Genomic DNA, 21,635 nt, shown 5'->3' on the forward strand with positions numbered 1-21,635 from the left:
ATGAGACACATAGCGTTAACTTACTGTCGAGATTGTAAAGAGGCCAACGCCTCGGTGGTCGCATCTTGAATAGACAGAAAAAGAGAATTGATTTTTCCTGTCGGCGTACGCATCGGGTTAAGAGTGATATTTTGGTACATAAAATCCGCTTGTTGGGTAATGGGCCGGACATTACGACACTTGAAGAGATAAGGGCGCTGCTGCCAAGTGATGAAACTGCGACAGCCTAAGTCATAAACGGGCTTGGTTTTTAATTTAAACCAGTCTGACGGGATTTCAGGAAAAATAGTAAAGATAGATTTGCCAATCACATCATGACCATGCTTACCACTGTGATGGGTCATAAACCCATTCCATACCTGTACTTCGTAGTCTCGATTTAAGACGATTAATCCCATATCAACGTTCTGGACCATGTCCACCATCCAGTGGAATTGCTCAAATTCAGCAGGGAGAGAAAGCATTAAAAATCCTCCATTAGATAAGCCAGTTTATTATCGAGCAACGGCAACGACTCATCGACAAACATAAACAGCAGATCACAACGAATTGAGGTGCCTTCAATATTATAGCTGACCTCAAAAGTCATGGTTTTGGTAAATGAACCTGCGGTTGATTGAATCACCGAGTCTATCGAAATATGTTGACCAAGTAAGACGGGCGAGCTTTGAAAAAAGCGCACCTCCGATTGTTGACCGAGCCCATTAAGAAATGAGCCGACCAAAATATTCGAAACGTCCATTAATAATTCAAGCTCTTCCAACTCTTCGCTGTCCACCGGGACTTTCATTAATTTTTTTAAATCCGCGACACTGGAATCACTGAGTAACACCAAAGCCTCTCCAGCAATCCCTTCACCACTAAAGCCCTGACAAACACCAGAAACCTGAACATTATCGGCCAGATCACGCAAAGCCATATGCAGTTCACTGACTTCTAAGATATTGATATTAGGTAAAGGTAACTCAACAAATACATCAAAATGGCGTGCCAACGCGTCGGCCGCTTGACCAATCGATACGTTAGCCACTTCCATGTAAACATCACGACGCCGTAAGATAGGCAGATCAATCGAAACTGGCGTGACAATACGCGGCTGCGTCGGCGGCTCAACCAGCTCACGCAGAACATCGTTTAAGATCGTTTTATCAATAGGTTTTTGAATAAATGCGCGAGCACCGAGCGCCATCACTCGCTCTTTGGCTTTGGGTTGGATGTCACCAGAGACCACCACGACGGGAGTCTGGTCACCACGCGCTCGCATAGCTTCAAGCGTTTCAAAACCATCTAACTCTGGCATGGTTAAATCTAAGAACATTAACTTAAACGAGTGCTTATCAAGCTGCTCCAATGCATCAACACCATGTACAGCAAAGGTGATGTCTGCATTCAACGAAGCGGGTAAAGAACGAGCCATTTGTTTTCGGGCTAATGCAGAATCATCGCAGATCAACACTGGGTAAGACATACCACCACCTATTGTTAGCTTTTATTAATTAAAAGTGTATACCCAAATCGAATCAGCGTACTAGGTTATCGTGATTTAATTATTGATAAATGGCACTTTTTAAAAACCATTTGATGACGTTACTCGATACGGTGAAGTCATATAGCCAAGCTATCCGTAAGCTTAACATCACGATTTAGTCATTGGCGAGGGAGCGGCCCGTTGACGGGAGCGAAGATAAAAGCCTAATGACGTCGCCGCGATAGAGAAAATTAAATACGAGAGTGCAAAGATCGCAGGAGAAGTCATCCAACCCATCGCCATCCCCCAAACGACACCAATAATGGTGATCGCAAACTTAAATAGTAAACCGCAAAAAAGCAGCAGTAATCCTTGTTCGGGAAATCGTGCGCGACTAAACGCCAAACCATAACACCCGGCGACGGCCGTGATAGCAGTAAGAGAACCAAGTAATAACGAAGGAAAGTGCTCGGCGGAGGCGAGAATAGCGACGAATAAAGAGACCGCAGCAATGATTAATATTTTCATCGTGGCCTACCTTAGTGAAAGGAGGAAATATGCCGCTAAAATGAGGCCGTTCTACTCACCTCGACCCACACCTCATATTAACGCTTTATTATGTACGCCTTTGCATAATAAAAGACAAGGTTGATCATTGAACTCTTGAGGTTAGCTCACAGAGCCATTTTCGCGCTATAGCGATAACAAGCCTTTCTTTAACAAGCAATAAACGCTCAAAGATTCCCCCATACTGGAGCTAAAAGTGAACTGAGTACATGATCAATTACACAGAAATGACACCTAGAGCAAAAAATAATTAAAACTCTTGCAATTCATCGCAAGTTCCAATTGACAACGATACAGATTGATCTAGACTCACTGACAGCTAGAAATGAAGTTCGTTGTATACACATTGTTTCGTTGGATTCCTTGTAACTCCCGTCGTGTCGTACGCAATAGCAAGCTACTTTTCCATGCTATCCGTGCCGAATTCGGCCTATATACAAAATGTTTTTTAGGATTTTTACTATGTCTACTCCTGTTACTGGTACCGTTAAATGGTTCAACGAAACTAAAGGTTTCGGCTTCATTAAACAAGAAAACGGTCCTGACGTTTTTGCTCATTTCAGTGCTATCCAAAGTGAAGGTTTCCGCACTTTGGCTGAAGGCCAAAAAGTTGAGTTTGTGATCACACAAGGTCAAAAAGGCCCTCAAGCTGAAAGCATCAAAGTCCTGTAATAGACGAACCTAATACTTAATAGCCAGCTTTTTAGCTGGCTATTTTCATTTTATATTCTCATATCTTAACGATTCAGCTCGGCATGAGGGCCAAACACTTCATAATGAATCCGTTCCGCATCAACGCCTAAACTCATCAACTGTTTTACTGTATTTTCCATAAAACCAAGTGGACCACAGAGATAATAATCCCCATCATTAATTGGCAAAGTGACGGCTGATAAATCCATTTGACCAGTATGCGTGTTAGCGCCTTCACCACGTAAATACCAAACCTGCTGTTGCCATTCTTTGCCTGAGGTTTGCTGGGCTGCGATGAGTGTCGCCGTTTCTTCTAAAAAGGTGTGTTGCTGTCGATCATGACAAGCGTATAAATAATGCACCTGATTTTTATCCTGCTCGGCAAGAGTCTGTAACATCGCTTGCATCGGAGTAACACCGACGCCAGCAGAAATAAGTACCACTGGACGCTGACGCTCAACGTAGTAAAAATCACCCGCTGGCGCATATAGAGCAACCGAGTCGCCAACTTGAACGTTATCGTGCAAATAGTGCGAGACTACCCCCGCGTTTTGATTGTCCGCTCCTTCACGCTTGACCGATATCCGGTAATACTCACCGTTTGTCGCATGAGATAACGAATATTGGCGGATTTCTTGATATCGATGCCCCGCAGGTTTCACTTCTAATCCTATATACTGACCTGCTTGATGAGCAAGTACTGGTAAACCATCTTTGGGTTTTAGGATAAAACTGGTCACCAATAATGATTCTGGACGCTTTTCTGCAACAATAAACTCGCGTGCATTAGACCAACCGCCGATCGCTTGTTTACGCTGTAAATAGAGCTCACCTTCTCGATCAATAAAAATTTGTGCTAAGAAGAGATAGGCTTCTGTCCACGCTTGTTCTACTTCGCTCGTAAAAGCCTCTGGTGCTAACTCTCGTAATGTTTCAATCAAATGATGACCGACGATTTGATAATGATCCGGTTGGATATTAAAGCTAGTATGTTTATGAGCGATACGTTCAACAGCACTAGTGAGAGCCGCTAAGTTATCGATATTTTTAGCGTAAGCGGCGACAGCACTAAACAGAGCAACACTTTGACGACCTGTTTTTTGATGGGTCATATTAAAAATATCTTTTAATTCAGGGTTATGAGTAAACATACGCTGATAAAAATGAGCCGTAAGTGCGGGTCCTGCAGACTCTAGTAAAGGAATCGTACTTTTAATGATTGCGATAGTATGGTTGTTGAGCATAAATCGACGTCTCCTGATATAAGATAATTGAAAATAAACTGACTTCCACTATCCCATTGCAGGTTCAATGCCAAAAATTAACTTATTGTTATTAAAAGATAATTACACAGACACCTATAAAATCATGTCAAATTAACTTCTTTTAAATTGGTCATTTTGACTCTATCATGTCCAAAAGGAGCGATGACCATGCAAGATTTTTCTGTTTCCACCGTAGTAGACATGACGATTGGCTTAGCCAGCGGTATTAACGATCAAGATCGTTTTCATCGCTTATTGGATGCGATTCGCAAGACCATTCAATGTGACTGTGTGGTGTTGATGTCACGGCAAAATGACACGCTTATTCCACTAGCGATGCAAGGCTTAACCAGAGATACACTGGGGCGGCGTTTTATCATCTCAGAGCACCCGAGACTGGATATTATTTGCCAATCGAGCTCTCCAGTGCGATTCGGAGCCGACTGCCCACTCCCCGATCCTTTTGATGGTTTACTGATGGAGCATGACGATGATCTGCCTATTCACGCTTGTATGGGCCTACCTTTACTCTTTGGCGATGCATTATTAGGTGTTCTGACCCTCGATAGCCTCACCCCCAATGCTTTTAATGACATACCCATGCGCAGTCTAGAGGCTTTAGCGGCGATCGCGGCCTCAACATTGAAGTTAGCATTGACTCTCTCACAACTGGAAGCTCAGGCTAAATATAGCCAGCAGCGTCTAGAAGCCCTCAACGAAGATGTCTGGCAACGAGAAAAAGGGGACATCATTGGCAATAGTGATGCTATACGGATCATGATGTCGGATATCCACGTTGTCGCTCCCTCCGATCTCACCATTATGATTCATGGTGAAACAGGAGTCGGAAAAGAGTTGGTTGCGCGTACCATTCACCAGCTATCTGCTCGCAAACACCAACCTATGGTCTATGTGAACTGTGCGGCTATCCCTGAAAATTTAGTCGAAAGTGAGCTATTTGGGCATGTAAAAGGCGCTTTTACCGGCGCTGAACGTCATCGAATGGGGAAATTTGCTTTAGCCGATGGGGGAACGTTATTTTTAGATGAAATTGGTGAATTGCCTTTATTAGCGCAAAGTAAATTACTGCGTGTATTACAAAACAATGAGATTCAACCTGTCGGTCAAGATACGGTACAAACCGTCAATGTTCGTATTCTTGCCGCAACGAATCGGGATTTAAAACAAGAGGTTCAAGCCGGTCGTTTTCGAGCCGATCTTTACCATCGATTAAGTGTTTACCCCATTTGGGTCCCCCCACTTCGTGAACGCACCGGTGATATTGCCTTATTAGTCGGGTACTTTCTGGAACAAACTCGACGCAAACTCGGTATCGTGCAATTAAAAATCGCCGCCCCAGCGCTCAGTTACCTGATCCATTACTCATGGCCTGGCAATGTTCGAGAGTTAGAGCATGTCATTAATCGTTCCGCACTCAAAGCTCGCGCTCTAAAGCCTAACCAATCCTTAGTGACCATTGATTTAATGGAAATCGGGACTCTCGATGAGTCTTTAATCGCGACTCATCCTCCACAAGCTTGTGCCGAGCAAGCTGTCAGGGCGTCAGATCAGGAATCATTGGGCTTACGCACTGCAACCGATGCGTTTCAACGTCAATTGATCTGTCAAACGTTGGAGGAAGCAGAATACAACTGGGCTCAAGCGGCACGAAGACTCGATGTGGATCGTGCCAACTTAACTCGTCTTGCCAAACGACTCGGCATACAACTGCACAGAAACCACAGTATTGAATGACTTGACGCGTTAACTCTCACTCTCTTGGGCAAGTTCTTGCGCTACGGCTGGCTCAGGTGGAAAAGCTTTTTCATACGCCTCCATAAAATCTCGGCGGATCAATTGCTCTAGTTGGTTCGCTTTATCGGTTGGGCAAAAGATCATAAAGTGCACCACTTGCTCGCCCGCCCCTGCACTGGAAATTTCAATGTGCGGCTCAGCACTGGGTAAATCAACGCCAGCATGTTTCTCAATCATATTGTTATAACGCCGAGCAACATCAATAAAATGAGCAAAATGCGTTTCCATTCGCTGATACATGATCGGTAACAAGGGATACAAATTAACGAATCGGGGCACAATAATGGTGAAGTTATGGAAGACATAACGCTTCATAAAGTTTAAATTTTTCACTGGGTAAGTAAAAAACATACTGTTAGGTAGCGTCGCCGTTTTGCCTGTGTAATGGTATTGACCATGCTGCAAATCAATCTCTTGAATGACGGTCGCCATCATGTTGTGCTCAATCACTTCACCACACAGTTTGCCCACTTCTATCCAATCCCCCATACGAAATGAGCGAGAGCTGGCGCGTTGAATTGAACCGGTGAAGCAAAGAATGATCTCTTTTGAAGCCACCACAATCGCAATGGCAATCGCGGTTACTGATAGTGCAAACTGACTGATCTCTGATTTCCAGAGTAAAAATAAAATTAAAATCGTGGCAACAAAAGCACCATTTTTGGTCCGTGACATCCATTTACGCTGCTCTTCAGTCAAAAAAGAGACTTCACCACGAATTTGCGATAGCACTAACCGTTTTAGTGCCATGATCAAGAAAATAATAAGTAGCGTTAATATCAACTTATTTTCTTGTAAAAACGCAATGGCGACGTAGAGATGTTGCATGGTAAAAATTCCTAATCCATTATCTTTTTTATTGAGTGTTTTATACCGTATTGATGGTCTTATGCCTACATGAAGTTGCTTAGGCACCCAAAAACCATAAAAAAACGCTAAAGCGATCCCTTAGCGTTGATTGACAACAAACCTTTATGCGTAACGCTGTGCGGTTTTCTCTGCTAATTTCACAATCACTTGAACCGCTTTCTCCATTCCCTCAATAGTAATAAACTCATGAATACCATGGAAGTTATAGCCGCCAGTAAAAAGGTTCGGGCAAGGTAATCCCATAAAAGATAAACGCGCACCATCTGTTCCACCACGGATAGGCTTAATGATTGGCGAGATACCACACTCAAGCATCGCGGATTGGGCTAATTCAATGATATGTGGGTGCACCATCACTTGCTCTTTCATATTCGCATACTGATCCGTTATGACTAATTCAATATGGCCTTTAGCCAAACGTTGATTAAGCCGTTGTACTTGTTGCTGCATAAATGCTTTACGATCGGCAAAACCTTGACGTGAAAAATCACGAATTAAGTAATCTAACTGTGATAATGCAACGCTCATCTTAGCGGATTTAAGATGATAAAAACCTTGATAGCCATCGGTATGCTCTGGTGTCTCTTGCATCGGCATCATGGCAATGAAGTCACTGGCGAGATACATCGAATTCACCATCTTATTCTTCGCCGTTCCAGGATGAACATTAACACCGTGGCAAATAACCTGAGCGGTGGCTGCATAGAAGTTTTCAAACTCCAGCTCCCCGACAGGACCACCATCAACGGTGTAGGCCCACTCTGCTGCGAACTTTTGCCGATTAAAATGATCAGCACCACGACCAATTTCTTCATCAGGAGTGAAAGCGATGTAAATATCACCGTGAGGAATGGAAGGATCGGCAATCAGCATCTCAATGGCGGTAATGATTTCGGCAATGCCTGCCTTATTATCAGCGCCGAGCAAGGTATGGCCATCGGTAGTGATTAAGTGCTCACCGTGAAGTTGATGCAGCTCTGGATATTGAATCGGTGAGAGAATTTCATCGCCTTTACCAAGAGCAATGTCTCCCCCTTGATAATGTTCGACAATTTGCGGTTTGACGTGTTTACCTGAAGCGTCTGGTGCCGTATCTAAATGAGCGATAAACCCGATCGCAGGAACCGTATAGTGAACATTAGAGGGCAAGCAGGCCATTACATAGCCGTATTCATCCACACTCGCCTCACTCAATCCTATTTGCTGTAATTCTTCAACAAGGTGCCGCGCAAAAACCATTTGCCCACTGGAGCTGGGCGTGTGCGTATTTTTCGGCTTAGATTGGGTATCATAAGTCACATAGCGTAAAAAACGCTCAACAAGATTCTGCATAGTAAATACTCACTATTTGGCAAGGCAATTAAAAACGTATACAACATCAAAGCCCATCTTCGCCCAATAGACGGAGACGATGTGGCTTGATACGCTACTGATTACTTTTGATAGTACGTCTTTGCTAATAAGATAACTTGCTATAAATCAGTTTTTAGTGGATTAGTCACAGGGGATGGATGAGTCAATGAGAGAGAAAGATCAGAAAAAAAATGAGAGACTGCTCCAGCAAAAACCATAAAATGTACATTTATTGAGCCGCTCATTGGCGTTTTTCGTCATCATTACTAAAATAATAAGGTAACTCGCTTCTGGTTAATGCACAGATATTAACGATTCAAACGGCTTAAACTCTCTAAACATCTCGCTAACGACGTCTTGCCTCTTGATATCAACTTATCGATTCAAGAGGCGCTTTTTTCATCAAAAGAATACCATTCATCCACTAGCGCTGAAGCACTAGCATTCGGCTGCTCATTGCTGGCGTTTCAATAGTCGTCATACTACCTTGGGCTTCAAACGTCTCACCAGTGTAGAGATCGTACAATCCATTCGTCCATTGCTTAAGCTCAACGGATTGACTACGAGCCGATTTATTGATGATCACGACCCCTTGTTCACCTCGGCGAAAGACCAATAGATCATCACTGGCTTCGATAGGTAACATGGGTAGCCCATGCATTTGATTATGAAAGGCAATCCCAGCCAAAATCTTAGGATCACACCAAGCATTCTGCCAACGCGGTTTTCCATTACGAGCACAGAGTCCACTGGGGTTTAAATCCGTGTAGATCAACGGTACTCCGCCATCTCTACCAAGAATATAGCTATACGCCAGCGACTCTAACGTTTCTGACATCACGAGATCCATAAACACATCGTTATTAGGAATATCATGAGTGATAGCAAAGGTGATAGCGCGCTCTTTCGATAACGCTTCACCAAAACAGTAGGGGTCAATTAACGCCTTTAAACTGCCTTTCGGCTGTAACGCATTAAAGACGGTCTGAAATAAGGGGAAGTCATAAGCTCCCAAACGGGTTTGCTCTAAATAGGGCTCTAAAAACAGTTTATATTCCGCTTTGGTCGCGCCACCATCGGTGATGATCTCGCCAAAAATATGCACATCATGAGTGATCTCTTCACTCCATACACGCTTGAGATGCTCAATGGTCATATGCTTGGCAGCATCAATCCGAAACCCTTTCACGCCCATTGCTTTTAGCGCCAACAGATAGGCTTGCTGCTGTGCAACGACATGAGGATTATCACGTAATGTAGGTAAACCTGCATCATGTGGACCACCTGAAATACGTCCGTTTTGCACTTGCCATTTATCTTGCCAATCTTTAATACCAAAGGCTTCGACAAAATCATCTTCGGTAAACAGGGGTTGAGATAAGTCACCAAACAAACGTTGTTGTTGGTAATACTCATCACGCTGAGCATAGTCGTTAAGATCGTCATCACTTGGATATTGTAAGTCCAAGCGATGGGTTGATTCATTGGCCATGTGATTAAATACCACATCAGCATACACCCATAAACCCAGCGCTTCTAAACTCGTAACCATCGCTTGAAACGTGCTGGTATTGCCCAATTGATTATCAATCACTCGATAATCTTGTGGTTGATAACGCTGCCACCAAGGAGTACCACTCGGTTGTTGGTAAGACTTCATCGGCGGTGAAACTAGTACGGCTTTATAGCCTGCTTTGGCAATCTTTGACGCATGCTCGGTGACTTTGGCATAAGGCCAATCAAAAACATGTAAAATGACATCCGTCGGCTGAGAACTGATCATCTTGAATACTCCTGTTTATCTAGCCAGCGAAAGAAAACTTAAAAAATCAATGAATGCAGCTCGCTAGAACAATTCGATTATAGTGACCATGATTATAGGTTGCTGGAGCAAAGCGCCATCCCCCTTTATGGAATTATTGATGGTGGAGACCCAAGGCGTAGAATCACGCTTTCGCTAGGCAACGAAATGTTTAGGATGGATTAAAAAACCGTCAAGAAATCACATTTGCTCGTCGTACGGTATAGGCAGAAAATCACAAAGGCAGTAAAGCGCCTTTGTGATTGAATAAAAAAAGAAAATTAGTGTACAGGGGCATCACTGGCAGCAAAAAACGGCCCAAAATGTTGCTCTAATATTTCTGGAGTTAGTTCACCAGCCGCTTCTAAACGCTTAAATTCAGCCACCAAAGCACGCTGTTCTTCCAAACTTGGTAGTGGTGTTTCAGGTTGGTCGCTAAGCTGAGCGGTCATGTTCTCTAACTCTTGTTCAATATCTTTCATAGTATGCCTCTTCAATTAAAAACCTTGTAGTCTACTTAAGTCACCACAAGGTAGCTAGACTACGTTAGAGTTTAAAGTTACTCACCATCGAATCAAGACGCTGCGATAAGTCACTTAACTCTTGGCTCGCTTGAGCGAGTTGCTCTGCCGTCACCGTCGTTTTCTCATTCACAACATTAATTTCTTCAACATTGCTATTAATGGTGTAAACAACCGTCGATTGCTCTTCTGTCGCCGTGGCAACTTGAGTATTTCTATCAGTAATGTCTCGAATCTTCAGTAAAATGATTTCTAATTCTTGAGCGGCTGATTGGGTAAATTCAACCCCCTCGGCTGAAACGCTTCTCCCCGTTTCCATCGCTTGTACCGCCGCTTTCGCATCAGCTTGTAGTTGATGAATCATAGTTTGTATTTCTTCGGTCGAGCTTGCCGTACGACTGGCTAAATTACGAACCTCATCGGCAACCACCGCAAAACCACGACCTTGATCGCCTGCACGCGCAGCTTCGATTGCTGCGTTCAATGCTAATAAATTGGTTTGATCAGAGATGTCTCGGATCACATCTAAAATACTACCTATATCTTGGGTTTTCTTCGCCAACTGTCCAACCACTTCACCGGTATTCATGATATCAGTAGCTAAACGATCAATGGTGTTTTTGGCTTGAGTGATCACTTTTTTGCCTTGTAGCGTGCTGGTTGCCGCCTCATTAGCGGTTTCAGCAGCGGTAGCAGCATTGGCGGCAATTTCACTAATTGTCGAACCCATTTGATTCATCGCTGTCACCACTTGAACCGTTTGTTCACGCTGATGTTGGCTATTATCAAACGTGGTCTGCGATTTGTTCGACACATTCGCAGCGGCATGATGCAACGCTCGACTCGTCGCAGAAACCTCTTTCATCGATTGATGAATTTTATCGATAAAACCATTAAATCCTTGTGATAACTGAGCAATTTCATCGGTGCCCTCAATCTCAATACGTTGAGACAGGTCGCCATCGCCTTGTCCGAGATCGGTAAATCGTTGAGCGATATGACGGATAGGCTTGGCGATACTGTTGGCCAAAATAATCCCCACAACAATGAACCCTCCGGCCACCATCAAGGTTAATAATATCATCCGTTGTCCCATGCTATTCAGATCAGCAAAAACCTCTCGAACAGGCACAGAAGCAACGACAAACCAATCCATACTCGGGATATAGAGACTGGCAACAAATACCTCTTCACCACTGTCTTGAGCCGTCATTAAATTAAAGGTTGATTTATTAAGTAGAGATGAGGCTTGTGGGCCATAAATATGGCTTAATGAACGTTGATGTTTATCATTTTGATGATGAACTTGAATCTCACCCTGAGCATTCGCCAGATAAACAAAGCCGGTTTGTTCAATTTTAAAGCTGGTCAATAAACGTACCATGTCATCCATTGATTTAGACAAACCCGACATACTAATCCCATTGACAATTTGGTAGTTAGCAAACAGTTTTACCTCACCAGTCGGCTCTCTAAACATACTGACCATCGTTGGCTGTTGAGAGTCCGTGAAACCAAAAAACCAGCCATCTTGCTGACGATTCAATTGGCGGAGAAATCCATTTTGATTCCAATAAAAAGCCGTTTCTCGATTCGCCACTGAAGCATCATCTAAACGGTATTGCTGACGAATATTGTTGAGCTGAAGAACAAGCTGAGCTTCTTGCTCTGCATTTCTATCGGTGGTCGCAATCACTTCTTGAATAAACACATTGTTTGCAATCTGTTGAGAAGCTTGCAATAGGGTACTAACGTCTCGATCAATTTGTTCCGCAATTCGATGCAGCATCGTTGGGAGCTCAATATCAACCAAACGGTGCTCTAGCGTCTGCCTAGCTTGATGCTGAGCCATTAAACCAAGAATGGTCGTCGACGCTAAAACGGCTAGCGTCATACCGAGCACAACCTTACTTTTTATGGTCATGTTTTTGAATGTAAACATAGTACAACCTTATATAGATATCCCTTCAGGGGGTAGAACCAACATTATCAAGTCAGGAGTATAATAGAATCGGTAACCAATTCATATTTACGCACATCCCACCATAATGGTAAGCCTTCAATTCATTAAAAACTAATAATTATTCACCAAATATCAATACTCCAATCGCGTAAGGCGACAGCGAGACCGTCAATCAACCATACACTTTTTCAATAAATTGATGCCGTTGTCGATTGCTCTTTAAGGATCATTGAGAGTAATAATGGTAGTGACTATGACTCGATTTTTAGGTAGAAAAGATATAAAAAAGCCCCTAGTTTTAGGGGCGATGTTGATTGAAAAGAGTAAAATTTAAACCTTAAAGCGACCGACTCTATTCTGTAGATCCGTCGCTAAACGTGCCAACTCATCACTGGCCGCCGCAATATGGGTTGAGCCATCGGATAATTGCTCTACCCCACCGCTGATTCGGTTGAGTGTTTGGTTTACATCATCAGCCACTATTGATTGTTGCTCGGTTGCCGTCGCAATTTGGATGTTCATGTCATTGATCGTAATGATTGCGGTGGTAATTTCACGCAGCTTTTCCGAAGCCTGTTCGGCCCAGTCGACCACTTCATTAGCCTTACGATAACCACCATCCATGACTTGCGAAGCATTCTTCGACGCTGATTGTAGCTTCTCAATAATGTCACGAATTTCTTCGGTAGAACTTTGCGTACGTGTTGCCAATGTTCGAACCTCATCTGCAACCACCGCAAAGCCTCGGCCATGTTCACCAGCTCGAGCAGCTTCAATTGCTGCGTTAAGAGCCAGTAAGTTCGTTTGCTCAGCGATGCTACGAATCACCTCAAGCACTTTGCCGATAGAATCTGCGTCTTGCTGTAGTTTCTCTATCACATTAACCGCGGTTTGTACCTCTTTCGCTAAGGACAGGACTTCGTTAGTGGTTTTCGTCACCACGACTTCACCTTCTTGAGCAAATTTACTTGAACGGTCCGCCGCTTGAGCCGCATTACCGGCATTTTCTGCAACTTGGTTCACCGTTGCGGCCATTTCTGTCATCGCGGTAGCCACTTGATCCGTTTCGTGACGTTGTTTCTGTACTTGATCATTCGCTTCTCGGCTTGAAACCGCCAATTGCTCAGCCGCGGCACCTAACTGAATGGAAGCTTCAGCCACTTGTTTTACCAAGCTATGCACCCCTCCCACAAACGCGTTAAAGCTGCGCGCCAAATCGCCAAACTCATCGTGGCGCTCTTCATTAAGACGCTGAGTTAAATCACCATCTCCCGCAGCAATTTGCTCTAGTGCCTCACGCGTTTCGTTGATTGGTCTGACAATCATTTTAGCGACCAAAAGAATGATGACGATTAATAAAATCAAGGTCACCGCAAACGCCAGTAACAAGGTGACGGTTAATTCACGTGCCGTAGAGATAATATCATCGTACGGTTGAGCAACCGCGAGCGACCAACCCGGGGTATTCGCGACCGGATGGTAAGCCACCATATAATGTTGCTTATTTTCTAAATACAGATCGGTTAACCCAGATTGACCGGCAACCATTAATCTACTCATTTGTGCGTAAGCCGTGTTGCTGTCCTGAGTTGCATTATCTTTTAGGCGTTTGGCTGCCGTTTTATGTGCCACATAGACACCGCGCGAGTCAACCAGCCACGCTTCTGCATTATTGGTAGCGACACTATCAACCAGTTGAGTCAAAGTATTCAGCGTTACGGTTGCGGCTAATAAACCAATCACTTCACCACGATGATTTTTTACCACATGAGCCAAAACAATGATCGCATTGCCTGAAGTTCCCGAATAAAGCGGGTCACTGACCAGTGACTGCTGAGTTTTTTGTACCACTAACTGCTGAAAGTAACCACGATCGGCTCGACTCGCAACAACGCCGTTGTGGTGGTAAGCATCCCCTTTTAAATCGACAAAGAACATCACTTCAAATTCTGAACTCATGTTTTTGCCAAAGTGTTTAACGTAGTTAAAAATGGCTTGCGTATCTCCGGAAGCTAACGTCTCTGTTTGTGCCAAGGAGCGGACAACCGCCATGCGGGCTTCTACCCAACTGCTGACCATTTCCGAACTACTTTGCGCCGTACGGCTGACTGATGTTTCTCCTAACCCCACCACTCTGGAGCTGACTTGATTGGTTACTATCCAAGCAGCCAGTAACAAACTGATGGTCAAAGGAATACTGAACACAATGATCAGCCTTGATGTCATTCTTAATTTTTTGAGCATGGGATCCTCTTCACCAAACAATGTCTGCTGAGACTAATAAAATCGAAGTTTTGCTACTTAGATGTTTAGCACAAAACCATTAAAAATCACGAAATGGGTTGCAATTTGGTGAGTATTCTTCCAATCATTTATTTATATACCGAACTTCGTCCCATTTCTCATCGTAATGTCGGCGTCGAAATCATCACCCATCGGTTCAAGTACCGCATTTTTTTGCTGTATTGGTGGGAACTTTTCGGGTAATACATTGACCAAAAGCTGATTTTTCTATCGGGAGTTTAAGGTCAATGCAGTTAACTACCTTTCAAACACTACAAGACTATTTAAACCAGCAAGTGATTGGTCAATCTTCATTAATCCAACAGTTGCTAATTGCTTTACTGGCGGATGGGCATATTTTGGTTGAAGGCCCCCCAGGATTAGCAAAAACTCGTGCGGTAAAATCACTGGCTGAATGCATTGAAGGCGAGTTTCATCGTATACAATTTACCCCTGATTTACTGCCAGCAGACTTAACCGGTACCGATATTTTCCGCCCAGAAACGGGAGAATTCACCTTCCAACCTGGGCCTATTTTTCATTCACTGGTTCTCGCTGATGAAATAAACCGTGCTCCAGCCAAGGTACAAGCGGCAATGCTAGAAGCAATGGCTGAAAAACAGATCACCGCAGGTCGTAAAACCTACCCACTACCGCCTCTTTTTCTGGTGATGGCGACACAAAACCCGATTGAACAGGAAGGGACTTATCCCTTACCTGAGGCGCAGTTGGATCGGTTTTTATTGCATTTAGAAGTTGACTATCCTGACGCTGAACATGAATTGGCTATTTTGCGTCTTAACCGTGGAGAAGCTCTGGGACAGCGTTCTATTACTCCGCCCGTCTTGAGTCAATCGGATATTTTCTCTGCCCGACAAACCGTACTCAATATCCATATGGCTGAGGCCATCGAGCAGTATATCATCCGCCTTATCATGGCCACCCGTCATCCCAGTGAGTATGACCCAACACTAGCTCAATGGATTGAGATGGGGGTTAGCCCACGCGCAACCATCGCCTTAGACCGTTGTGCTCGTGCTCATGCTTGGCTCAGTGGCAGAGACTTTGTCAGCCCGGAGGATGTTCAAGCGATGATCTATCCCGTGCTTCGCCATCGATTACTGTTAACTTATCAAGCACAAGCAGAAGGCATCACGCCTAACCAAGTTATTGCTCACTTACTGACATTAGTCGGCAGCGCCTAGGATAAATAGATGACCAATCTTTCTCTATCATCATTACCTGAGCACGCCAATGGCGTTACCTTATGCCTTGAAGAACTACTGCCTTACCAGCAACAGGCCGTAAAATGGCTCCCTCCAGCTAAAAGTTTGTGGGCCCCATTGCTCGGTCAACACCAAAGCCGTCAACTTGGTCGTGGGATGGATTTTGCTGAAGTGCGCCAGTATCAGGCTGGCGATGATATTAGAAGCATTGATTGGCGAGTGACAGCAAGAACGGGTAAACCACACACTAAGCTTTTTTGTGAAGAGCGAGAAAAACCCGTTATTCTTTATGTCGATTTTAGCCCTTCGATGCAGTTTGGTTCAACTTTACTGTTTAAATCCGTGCAAGCCGCTCATATGGCAAGTTTAATCAGTTGGTTAGCCGTGGCGCAACAAGATCGAATTGGCGCGGTTATTGATCTTGGAAACCGGTTAATTGAACTAAAACCCACCGCACGGCGTAATGGCGCATTACGTATTCTATCTGAACTAATCAGTAGACAAACACAAGCGCAGCAGACGACCACTGCGTCAAATTCTTCCATGCAGGAAGGCTTACTCACGCTTGATCGACTCTGTCCTAAAGGCAGTGAGATTATCTTGCTCAGCGATTTCGTACGCTATGATGACGGAATGCAGCCACTATTGAGTCGATTAAGTCGCCATAATCAAGTCCGAATAGTACAGATTGCCGATCCATTGGAGCAAGGGATCACCGCTTTTCGTGGTAGAGAACGTGTAAGAAATAACCAACACACGCTCTGGCTCAACTTTTCAGCAAATAATACCCGCGACGGTATCAAAAAATCCTTTGAATCTCAGAAACTAAAACTAAAATTATTGAGCCAACGTATGGCAATGGACTATCGCCTACTCTCTTGTGGGCGGCCTTTGTTACCACAACTATCCGGACTCTAAATTAAATGCAGGCAGCCTCATCACTACTCGACCTTAATGCTCTTCATCTTCCTGCTTTGCCCTCTTGGTGGCCATTAGCGTGGGGATGGTGGGTAAGCGCGGCAGCCGCTGTTAGCGTTATCTTGCTGGTTGCCTTTTTGATTCACTGGAAACGTAAGCGTCTCGCTCCGAAGAAAACCGCATTACGCTTACTCGGTATGCCTGCGGGTTATCAAACCCCCTCTTCTGCGATTGAATTGCTGAGACAAGCCGCGCTGTGTTATTTCCCGCGTGAAGATATTGCTCACCTCACGGGCCATGACTGGTACGTTTTTTTAGATAACCAATTGGGGCAACCACTCTTTGTGCCAAATCTCGCGTTATGGCAACAAGCCTTATATCAAAAACAACCCATCGAGCATCCGGAGCGTTTGGTTGCGGATTGCTACTTGTGGATAGATAAAGCGTTGCCCCCAACAAAGAGGAGTTTACGAAACCTTGGCAAACGTTGAATTTGTATGGTGGTGGCTGTGGGCGTTACTGCCACTGCCACTGCTGGTGTACTTTTTTTTACCGCCGCAACCACCCACTACTGCAGTACCTCTCGCTTATCTTCCTCCGTCCAGTGATAACCACCAACCACAGCAATGGCTGATGAAAGGTTTGGTGCTAACACTTTGGATAAGCCTCGTCGCAGCGGCTGCGCGCCCTGTTTGGTATGGTGAACCCATTACACACTCTCAGCCTCATAGAGACATGATGTTGGTGGTCGACTTGTCTTATTCTATGAATCAAAAAGACATGCAGATGGGCGATGACTATATCGATCGTCTCACGGCGGTCAAACAGGTACTTAGTGACTTTATCGCTCAGCGGCAAGGCGATCGTCTCGGACTAATTTTTTTTGCGGATCACGCCTATTTACAAACACCGCTCACTCTCGATAGAACTACCGTCGCTCAACAGCTTAATCAAGCCGTTTTACGTCTGATTGGCACTCAAACTGCCATCGGCGATGGTATTGGCCTCGCGACCAAAACCTTTATTGAGAGTGATGCCCCGCAGCGGGTGATGATCCTCCTCAGTGATGGCAGTAACAATGCAGGCGTACTTGACCCTATCGAAGCGGCGCAAATCGCCAAACAGTATCACACCACGATTTACACGGTGGGTGTCGGTGCAGGTGAAATGATGGTCAGGGATTTTTTTATGACGCGTCGTATTAATACTGCTGAAGATCTTGATGAAGAAACATTACAAAAGATTGCCGATTTGACGGGGGGACAGTATTTCCGAGCGCGTGATAAACAGGATTTACAGACCATTTATCAGACGATCGATAAACTTGAACCGATTCAGCAAGCGACTCATGTGTGGCGACCTCAAAAAGAAATATTCAGCTATCCGTTAGCACTAAGTTTGTTACTTTCTATCATTTTGATGATGCTGAGGAGACATCATGTCTGAGTTTATGTTTCTTTCGCCCCTATGGTTACTCGGGATCCTACCTGTTGGCCTCGTGCTTATTTGGCTTTTGCGATATGCCACAACCACACCTCTTATTGCTCCCCATTTGGCCCAAGCATTAGGGTTAGCAGTTCGCCAGCGGCAATCACTGGTTTTGGGTGGGCTCGGTGCGTGCTGGCTAATCGCCCTCATTGCTTTAGCAGGACCTAGTTTTGAAAAACAGCCTCGGCCAAGTTATAGCCAGCAGAGTGGCCGTGTCGTGGTGATGGACATGTCACGATCGCTGTATGCTACCGATATCAAGCCAAATCGACTGTCTCAAGCTCGTTACAAAGTGCTCGATTTACTCAACGGTTGGCAAGAAGGCAGCACTGGTTTGGTCGCCTACGCTGGGGATGCCTATATTGTCAGTCCTTTAACTACCGACACAGCCACGATTGCGAGCTTAGTTCCGAACTTATCGCCAAGTATCATGCCATTACCGGGAGCCAATGCGGCGGCAGGGGTAGCACTGGCGATTGAGATGCTCCAACAAGCGGGATTTCAACAAGGCGATATTCTATTAATCGCCGACGACCTTTCCGCCAATGAAGCATCGGCGATCTCTTCTTTAGTCCGAGGCAAACCATGGCAGTTAAGCTTGCTCGGTATCGGAACCGAAAGTGGGGCACCCATTGCTATGCCTGATGGCACACTGCTCAACGATCAATCTGGCCAACCGGTCATTGCTAAAACCAATTTTTCACTGATGCAAGATTTAGCTAACGAAGTACAAGGCTTATTCGTTGCTTATCGAGGGGACGATCAAGATATCATGCGTCTATTAAGTGCCACTCAATCTCAGTATCAGGCTTCATTATCCACACAAGCCGCTCAGCTCTCCATTCCAATAAACCACGGCTATTGGTTGATTTTATTGCTCATTTTACCAGCCGCATTACTATTTAGACGTGGCTATATTTGGGTAGCGTTACTAACACTGAGTAGTGGCTTAACCGTTTCACCTGCACACGCCTCTGCATGGCTAAATCAAAATCAGCAAGCGCTGCAGGCTTATCAACAAGGTGATTATCAAACCGCAGCACAGTTATTTTCTCAACCAGAATGGCAAGGTGTTGCGCGCTATCAAGCCGGAGATTATCAAGGTGCGATTGACGTGCTTAGTCAAATCAAGAATCCCAGCGAGCAAGTACAATACAATCTAGCCAATGCTTTCGCCCAAGCTGGTGAGCTGACCGAAGCACTACAACGTTATCAGCATATACTCGCCAATAATCCGCAGCACACTGATGCGCTGCATAATTTAACGGTGGTAAAGCAAGCGCTTGAACAGCAACAGCAACAGCAACAGCAACAGCAACAGCAACAAGAGTCTGACGCTGACGATGCTTCGTCGCAAGCAGATTCGTCACCGACCAACGAAGCCAATCCGAACTCTGAGAAAGAGAAAAACTCGCCCCAAAACGGTGATGACTCACATTCGTCAACACAATCAGAATCACCCCAAGATAACAGCCCGAATGCAGAGCCTTCTGCTTCGTCCAATACAGATACGTTACATGCGGATGAAAAGACATCTGACTCAGCAGCAACACCGACCGAGCCGAATACATTAGAACCAGATTTGCCCCATGAGCCAACGGTGGATCAAACCCCAGCTAGCACACAAGAAAGCGATCCGCTACTGCGCCGTTTAGAGCAAGTCGAAAGTGCTCGCGATCCGAGTCGCTTATTACGTGCCCAGCTGTATTTACAAGCTCAAGAGAAATCAACTCCCCAAAATCAAGGTAATCCATGGTGATGAAATTGTTACGACTCCACTTTTCATTTTGGCTAATGATATTGCTCACTAGCATCAGCCTCTCGGCTTATAGTGCATCGTTTTATGCTACGGTCAGCAAAAATAAAGTCGTCCAAAACGAGGTCTTTCAGCTGCGTCTTGTCAGTGAACAACCGGCCAACGCAGAAGCGATTGATTTTAGTCATCTAGAAGAGGACTTTTTTACCAGCCGCCCAAGCTTTGTGTCTTCAGTCAATATCATTAACAATCAACGTAGCCAGCGCAGCGAATGGACATTATCGCTAGCAGCCAATCGCTTAGGGATCTTAACTATCCCAAGCTTTGAGCTTAACGGCCAACGTACCGATCCCATCTCGATACAAGTCAGCGTTGATGAACAAGCACCACAGATGGATGAACTCGTTCAACTACAGAGTACCTTGTCACGGGATACTCTGTATCCAGCAGAAAGTACCGTTTTAACAACTCGCCTTACCATCAAAGCGGATCGCCGCCGCTTACAAAACACCCACATCACACCACCGTCCGTAGATGGGATGACTATTGGTCAGATTGGTGAAACTCAACAATATCAGACGGTGATCGCAGGGATAGAAGCGACCATTATTGAGCAGCAGTATCGCTTAACAGCGATTCAAGCAGGGGAATATCATTTAGTTGAACCTCGTTTTCAAGGCTCATACCTTTTAGGAAATACGTTACATGGTGGCGCGCGCATTATTCCCCTCAACACTGAACCCAACACGTATTCATTAGTGGTTGAACCACAGCCGAGTGACTACCAAGGGGCATGGCTACCAACCTCACAGTTAACGCTCACCGATCATTGGACAAATAGCCAAGGCGCGCCAATCACCGATAGCGTTTATCATCTCGAAGTGGGAGATGCTCTAACCCGAGATATTACCCTGCAAGTGGCTGGGCTCTCTGCAGAGCAACTGCCCACTCTTGCTCTGAGTTATCCTGATTCGATTAGCGTTTACGAGCAAAAGCCACAATTCACCACTTTAGATAACGGAAATACACTGATGCAACTCAAACAGGTGTTGATCCCACGGCGAAGTGGTGAAATCCAACTACCTGATATCAATATTCATTGGTGGAATAGCCACACTAAACAGGCCCAATTAAGCCAAGCGAAAGGCTTATCCCTTGATGTTTCGGCGACTCAGCCAATCAATGCTATCTCGCCCTCTGATCCGAACCATACGACAGCAGTGTCTGCTCAAACAATAGTTGTTAAAGAGGCAGGATTATGGCCGTATCTGGCCGCCTTATTGGCGACTTTCTGGCTAGTCACGCTCGGATTGTATTGGCGTTTATATCGAAAACATACCCGATTGAATGAACAAGAAACAACCAACATTCAGCCTGGCTCCACTTGGCAACAGCTACAGAATGCCTTAACCACTCAAGATGCGATGATGATTAACCATGCACTCTCACGCTGGTTAAATGAAAGTCCATTGACTCATGCAGAGCGAGAGCAAGTACGGCAAACCCTGAATACACTGCATGAAAATAAATTTTCACTAAACAGCCAAACGTGTGACTACCAAGCTCTTAACACGCTGATAAAACGTCTTCAGCAAGAAGCGCTAAAGCGGGCAGCCAAAACTCAGCACCCCTTAGCGAAATTATAGGA

General features: G+C 44.9%; 18 protein-coding genes. 8 read left to right on the top strand and 10 right to left on the bottom strand.

The genetic code is table 11. The features are described 5' to 3' along the window. Positions 1 to 20 precede the first annotated feature (20 nt). The 3 genes from FKN93_RS02760 to FKN93_RS02770 all read right to left on the bottom strand — a co-directional run bounded on the left by FKN93_RS02760 (position 21) and on the right by FKN93_RS02770 (position 1,996). Positions 21 to 464, bottom strand: a complete 444-nt coding sequence (locus FKN93_RS02760) for a diguanylate cyclase (protein WP_040905259.1) — start codon at positions 462 to 464, stop codon at positions 21 to 23. Then, a complete protein-coding gene (locus FKN93_RS02765) occupies positions 464 to 1,468 on the bottom strand; it encodes a response regulator (RefSeq protein ID WP_154170880.1) in 1,005 nt (334 codons plus the stop codon). The genes FKN93_RS02760 and FKN93_RS02765 overlap by 1 nt, the downstream gene beginning before the upstream one ends. A gap of 168 nt (positions 1,469 to 1,636) precedes the next feature. Next, positions 1,637 to 1,996 carry an NADH:ubiquinone oxidoreductase gene (locus tag FKN93_RS02770; protein WP_154170879.1) on the bottom strand — a complete coding sequence of 120 codons (360 nt, stop codon included), beginning with the start codon at positions 1,994 to 1,996 and terminating at the stop codon, positions 1,637 to 1,639. Positions 1,997 to 2,497: 501 nt separating this feature from the next. Between FKN93_RS02770 and FKN93_RS02775 the strand changes: the two genes are divergently transcribed. Further along, entirely contained in the window at positions 2,498 to 2,707 is a 210-nt protein-coding gene (locus FKN93_RS02775) for a cold-shock protein (protein ID WP_004396923.1), read from the top strand. A 65-nt stretch (positions 2,708 to 2,772) separates the two neighbouring features. Here FKN93_RS02775 and hmpA read toward each other — a convergent pair whose 3' ends face one another. Next, positions 2,773 to 3,972, bottom strand: coding sequence for an NO-inducible flavohemoprotein (gene hmpA / locus FKN93_RS02780; RefSeq protein ID WP_158137128.1), 1,200 nt, complete (start codon positions 3,970 to 3,972; stop codon positions 2,773 to 2,775). A gap of 189 nt (positions 3,973 to 4,161) precedes the next feature. Here hmpA and norR point away from each other — a divergent pair, with 189 nt between their 5' ends. Then, entirely contained in the window at positions 4,162 to 5,748 is a 1,587-nt protein-coding gene (gene norR, locus FKN93_RS02785) for a nitric oxide reductase transcriptional regulator NorR (RefSeq protein ID WP_170904425.1), read from the top strand. A 9-nt stretch (positions 5,749 to 5,757) separates the two neighbouring features. Here norR and FKN93_RS02790 read toward each other — a convergent pair whose 3' ends face one another. The 6 genes from FKN93_RS02790 to FKN93_RS02815 all read right to left on the bottom strand — a co-directional run bounded on the left by FKN93_RS02790 (position 5,758) and on the right by FKN93_RS02815 (position 14,560). Then, a complete protein-coding gene (locus FKN93_RS02790) occupies positions 5,758 to 6,636 on the bottom strand; it encodes a mechanosensitive ion channel family protein (protein ID WP_170904426.1) in 879 nt (292 codons plus the stop codon). Between the two features lie 144 nt (positions 6,637 to 6,780). Next, entirely contained in the window at positions 6,781 to 8,010 is a 1,230-nt protein-coding gene (gene pepT / locus FKN93_RS02795; RefSeq protein WP_170904427.1) for a peptidase T, read from the bottom strand. A 445-nt stretch (positions 8,011 to 8,455) separates the two neighbouring features. Continuing rightward, positions 8,456 to 9,814: an alpha-amylase family protein gene (locus tag FKN93_RS02800; protein ID WP_154170875.1), complete on the bottom strand. Its 1,359-nt coding sequence runs from the start codon at positions 9,812 to 9,814 to the stop codon at positions 8,456 to 8,458. 299 nt (positions 9,815 to 10,113) lie between these two features. Beyond that, complete coding sequence (locus FKN93_RS02805) at positions 10,114 to 10,314, bottom strand: restriction endonuclease subunit S (RefSeq protein ID WP_154170874.1); 201 nt, start codon at positions 10,312 to 10,314, stop codon at positions 10,114 to 10,116. A gap of 64 nt (positions 10,315 to 10,378) precedes the next feature. Further along, the gene (locus FKN93_RS02810) at positions 10,379 to 12,295 is read right to left on the bottom strand and encodes a methyl-accepting chemotaxis protein (RefSeq protein WP_170904428.1); all 1,917 of its coding nucleotides are present in this window, start codon (positions 12,293 to 12,295) and stop codon (positions 10,379 to 10,381) included. Positions 12,296 to 12,646: 351 nt separating this feature from the next. Beyond that, positions 12,647 to 14,560 (bottom strand): methyl-accepting chemotaxis protein, encoded by a 1,914-nt coding sequence (locus tag FKN93_RS02815; protein WP_154170872.1) that lies wholly within the window; start codon positions 14,558 to 14,560, stop codon positions 12,647 to 12,649. A 287-nt stretch (positions 14,561 to 14,847) separates the two neighbouring features. Here FKN93_RS02815 and FKN93_RS02820 point away from each other — a divergent pair, with 287 nt between their 5' ends. The 6 genes from FKN93_RS02820 to FKN93_RS02845 are packed head-to-tail and all read left to right on the top strand — an operon-like array spanning position 14,848 to position 21,633. Then, the gene (locus FKN93_RS02820; protein ID WP_158137133.1) at positions 14,848 to 15,804 is read left to right on the top strand and encodes a MoxR family ATPase; all 957 of its coding nucleotides are present in this window, start codon (positions 14,848 to 14,850) and stop codon (positions 15,802 to 15,804) included. Positions 15,805 to 15,813: 9 nt separating this feature from the next. After that, positions 15,814 to 16,743: a DUF58 domain-containing protein gene (locus FKN93_RS02825; RefSeq protein WP_154170871.1), complete on the top strand. Its 930-nt coding sequence runs from the start codon at positions 15,814 to 15,816 to the stop codon at positions 16,741 to 16,743. 5 nt (positions 16,744 to 16,748) lie between these two features. Then, positions 16,749 to 17,234 carry a DUF4381 domain-containing protein gene (locus tag FKN93_RS02830; RefSeq protein WP_154170870.1) on the top strand — a complete coding sequence of 162 codons (486 nt, stop codon included), beginning with the start codon at positions 16,749 to 16,751 and terminating at the stop codon, positions 17,232 to 17,234. After that, positions 17,221 to 18,189, top strand: coding sequence for a VWA domain-containing protein (locus FKN93_RS02835; RefSeq protein WP_170904429.1), 969 nt, complete (start codon positions 17,221 to 17,223; stop codon positions 18,187 to 18,189). Before FKN93_RS02830 ends, FKN93_RS02835 begins: the two co-directional genes overlap by 14 nt. Next, the gene (locus tag FKN93_RS02840; RefSeq protein WP_170904430.1) at positions 18,182 to 19,990 is read left to right on the top strand and encodes a VWA domain-containing protein; all 1,809 of its coding nucleotides are present in this window, start codon (positions 18,182 to 18,184) and stop codon (positions 19,988 to 19,990) included. The genes FKN93_RS02835 and FKN93_RS02840 overlap by 8 nt, the downstream gene beginning before the upstream one ends. Further along, complete coding sequence (locus FKN93_RS02845; protein ID WP_158137136.1) at positions 19,990 to 21,633, top strand: BatD family protein; 1,644 nt, start codon at positions 19,990 to 19,992, stop codon at positions 21,631 to 21,633. The genes FKN93_RS02840 and FKN93_RS02845 overlap by 1 nt, the downstream gene beginning before the upstream one ends. Positions 21,634 to 21,635: the final 2 nt, after the last annotated feature.

Origin of the sequence: Vibrio sp. A8-1 (assembly GCF_013048685.1) — a bacterium.
In the GTDB taxonomy this organism is placed as follows: domain Bacteria; phylum Pseudomonadota; class Gammaproteobacteria; order Enterobacterales; family Vibrionaceae; genus Vibrio; species Vibrio metschnikovii.

Excerpts from the sequence above, each read along its gene's own strand:
- FKN93_RS02770 (WP_154170879.1), bottom strand. The coding sequence starts at position 1,996 with ATGAAAATATTAATCATTGCTGCGGTCTCTTTATTCGTCGCTATTCTC.
- pepT (WP_170904427.1), bottom strand. The coding sequence starts at position 8,010 with ATGCAGAATCTTGTTGAGCGTTTTTTACGCTATGTGACTTATGATACC.
- FKN93_RS02800 (WP_154170875.1), bottom strand. The coding sequence starts at position 9,814 with ATGATCAGTTCTCAGCCGACGGATGTCATTTTACATGTTTTTGATTGG.
- FKN93_RS02775 (WP_004396923.1), top strand. The coding sequence starts at position 2,498 with ATGTCTACTCCTGTTACTGGTACCGTTAAATGGTTCAACGAAACTAAA.
- FKN93_RS02760 (WP_040905259.1), bottom strand. The coding sequence starts at position 464 with ATGCTTTCTCTCCCTGCTGAATTTGAGCAATTCCACTGGATGGTGGAC.
- FKN93_RS02830 (WP_154170870.1), top strand. The coding sequence starts at position 16,749 with ATGCAGGCAGCCTCATCACTACTCGACCTTAATGCTCTTCATCTTCCT.
- FKN93_RS02840 (WP_170904430.1), top strand. The coding sequence starts at position 18,182 with ATGTCTGAGTTTATGTTTCTTTCGCCCCTATGGTTACTCGGGATCCTA.
- FKN93_RS02845 (WP_158137136.1), top strand. The coding sequence starts at position 19,990 with ATGAAATTGTTACGACTCCACTTTTCATTTTGGCTAATGATATTGCTC.
- hmpA (WP_158137128.1), bottom strand. The coding sequence starts at position 3,972 with ATGCTCAACAACCATACTATCGCAATCATTAAAAGTACGATTCCTTTA.
- FKN93_RS02805 (WP_154170874.1), bottom strand. The coding sequence starts at position 10,314 with ATGAAAGATATTGAACAAGAGTTAGAGAACATGACCGCTCAGCTTAGC.
- FKN93_RS02825 (WP_154170871.1), top strand. The coding sequence starts at position 15,814 with ATGACCAATCTTTCTCTATCATCATTACCTGAGCACGCCAATGGCGTT.
- FKN93_RS02790 (WP_170904426.1), bottom strand. The coding sequence starts at position 6,636 with ATGCAACATCTCTACGTCGCCATTGCGTTTTTACAAGAAAATAAGTTG.
- FKN93_RS02810 (WP_170904428.1), bottom strand. The coding sequence starts at position 12,295 with ATGTTTACATTCAAAAACATGACCATAAAAAGTAAGGTTGTGCTCGGT.
- FKN93_RS02820 (WP_158137133.1), top strand. The coding sequence starts at position 14,848 with ATGCAGTTAACTACCTTTCAAACACTACAAGACTATTTAAACCAGCAA.
- FKN93_RS02815 (WP_154170872.1), bottom strand. The coding sequence starts at position 14,560 with ATGCTCAAAAAATTAAGAATGACATCAAGGCTGATCATTGTGTTCAGT.
- FKN93_RS02765 (WP_154170880.1), bottom strand. The coding sequence starts at position 1,468 with ATGTCTTACCCAGTGTTGATCTGCGATGATTCTGCATTAGCCCGAAAA.
- norR (WP_170904425.1), top strand. The coding sequence starts at position 4,162 with ATGCAAGATTTTTCTGTTTCCACCGTAGTAGACATGACGATTGGCTTA.